Genomic DNA, 2112 nt, shown 5'->3' with positions numbered 1-2112 from the left:
CTGTACCCTGCACCGTCCTCCGCGCGCGACCGAAGGACCTTCTCTCGGCCATCGTGGGGCATGCTCTTCCGCGGAGATCCAGCCCCTCGGATCTGCCGGCAAGGTCCTTCGGTCGGCGCCAGACTGCGTCGTGCAAGCAGAATGCGGCGCGGCGCCTCCCCTCAGGATGACTGAAGGTTTCAGCGAGGTCTGGATACACCAGATGAGGCGCCGTCAGACCCTCACACGTGCGAGATCAGTCATTCTGAGGGAGCGCCGCGCGAAAGCCTACCCTGCATCGCCATCTGCCCGCGACCGAAGGACCTTCTCTCCGCCATCGTGGGGCATGCTCTTCCGCGGAGAATCCAGCCCCTCGACTCTGCCGACAAGGTCCTTCGGTCGGCGCCAGACTGCGTCGTGCAAGCAGGATGCGGCGCGGCGCCTCCCTCAGGATGACTGAGGTTTCAGCGAGTCTGGACACACCAGATGAGGCGCCGTCAGATCCCCCAGCCGTAGCGAAATCAGTCATCCTGAGGGAGCGCCGCGCAAATCTGTACCCTGCACCGTCCTCCGCGCGCGACCGAAGGACCTTCTCTCGGCCATCGCGGGGCACGCCCTTCCCGCGGAAATCTAGCCCCGCGGATCTGCCGGCAAGGTCCTTCGGTCGGCGCCAGACTGCGTCGTGCAAGCAGGATGCGGCGCGGCGCCTCCCTCAGGATGACTGGCATGAGAGGCTGGGCGACCTCTCGTTGCCGCCGTCAGTCGTCCTTCGGCGGCTCGCAAACTTCGCTCAGCTCGTCCACGCCGGCTTCGCGAAACAGCTTGCGCCGCACCCGGCGGTCGTAGAGCGACCACTTGAGTTCCTGCCCCACCGGATCGTCCTCGTCCCCCTTCAGGAACCCCAGCTCGATCTCAAACCCGCCCGCCCGGCTGCGCCCGCCGCCGTACGGCCGGCCGCGCAGGTCGTCGCCCAGTGCGTCGCGCAGGAACGAATCCACCTGCATCGTGGAGCTGAGCGTCCGCAGGCTTCCCGTCACCACCTCGCGCCCGTCCTCCTCGCCCAGCAGGCCGTAGACGATGGAGGTGTGCACGTTTTCCTCCGTCAGCAGAAAGTCGGCGGCCACGGGGATGGCGTCGCGGTCGGCCCAGCGCACGTATCCCACGCCGGCGATGGAAAAGCCGTTGCGCACCGTGCGGCTGTGCAGCGCGTGCTCGATCACCCGCAGCGTGCCGCGCGACTTTTGCACGCACAGCACCTTTTCCAGCAGGTCGGCGTCGATAAAACGGCTCAGGTACGCCGCCGCGCGGTACTCCGGCGGCCGCGCGCGGACAAAGCCGTCCGTCTCGCTGTGCAGCCCGTGCATGAGCGCCGTCGCCAGCCGCTCGTGATGCTCGTTCCCCGGCTCCAGCTTGAGCAGCGCGCCGCTGTTCAGGTACTCGGCGAACATCGTGGCCGCCGCGCCCATGGGACGCACGTCGCTGAAGATGGGGTCCAGCACGTCGTCGGGGTCGTGGTGGTCCACCACGGCCAGCGTGGGCACCCCCGCCGCCTTCAGCAGGTCGGTGAGGTGGGTGGTCGCTCCCTGGTTGTCGACAAAGACCGCCGCGGAGTACGTCCCCAGGTCCATGGCGGGCTCGTACTCGCGGATGGGGATCTCCAGCAGGTTCACCAGCGCGCGGTTCTCGGCGTGGCTGATCTGCCCGTCGTAGACCAGCTCCGCGTCGATGTCGAAGCGCCGGGCGATCTCGCGGTACGCCATCCCGCACGAGATGGCGTCGGGATCAGGGAAATCCTGCAGCGCCACGATGTGCCGCTCGCCACGCCGCGACTCCAGCAGCCGCGCCAGCTCCGCCGCGCGTGCGCTGCTGGTTTCCTGCGTGGTGGCCGGCTGCGGCTCCGGCACAGGCGCACGCCGATCCACGGCCATCTCCAGCGCCTGGCCCCCTTCCCCGTTCTCCGCCATCCTGTGACGCCTCCGTTCGTGAGGTACGTGCGTGGATGTTGGAAGGGGCGTGCCACGGGGAGGGCAGGGTGTGTTGGGGTGTGGGGTGTTGGGGTGTTGGGGTGTTGGGGTGTTGGGGTGTTGGGGTGTTGGGGTGTTGGGGTGTTCGGGTGATGTGGGGTGGGGGTGT

1 protein-coding gene is annotated in these 2112 nt (G+C 68.1%); it reads right to left on the bottom strand.

Going from position 1 to position 2112, the window contains the following annotated elements:
- Positions 1-737 precede the first annotated feature (737 nt).
- A complete protein-coding gene (locus ACOJUJ_RS28605; protein ID WP_420130342.1) occupies positions 738-1943 on the bottom strand; it encodes a DHH family phosphoesterase in 1206 nt (401 codons plus the stop codon).
- Between the last annotated feature and the right edge of the window lie 169 nt (positions 1944-2112).

The sequence above is a fragment of the Longimicrobium sp. genome (genome assembly GCF_048594345.1).
In the GTDB taxonomy this organism is placed as follows: Bacteria; Gemmatimonadota; Gemmatimonadetes; order Longimicrobiales; family Longimicrobiaceae; genus Longimicrobium.
The sequence above is the reverse complement of the archived record's forward strand: the minus strand, read 5'-3'. Positions and strand labels throughout refer to the sequence as shown.

Bases quoted from the DNA above. Each gene is read 5' to 3' on its own strand.
- ACOJUJ_RS28605 (WP_420130342.1), bottom strand. From the start codon at position 1,943: ATGGCGGAGAACGGGGAAGGGGGCCAGGCGCTGGAGATGGCCGTGGAT.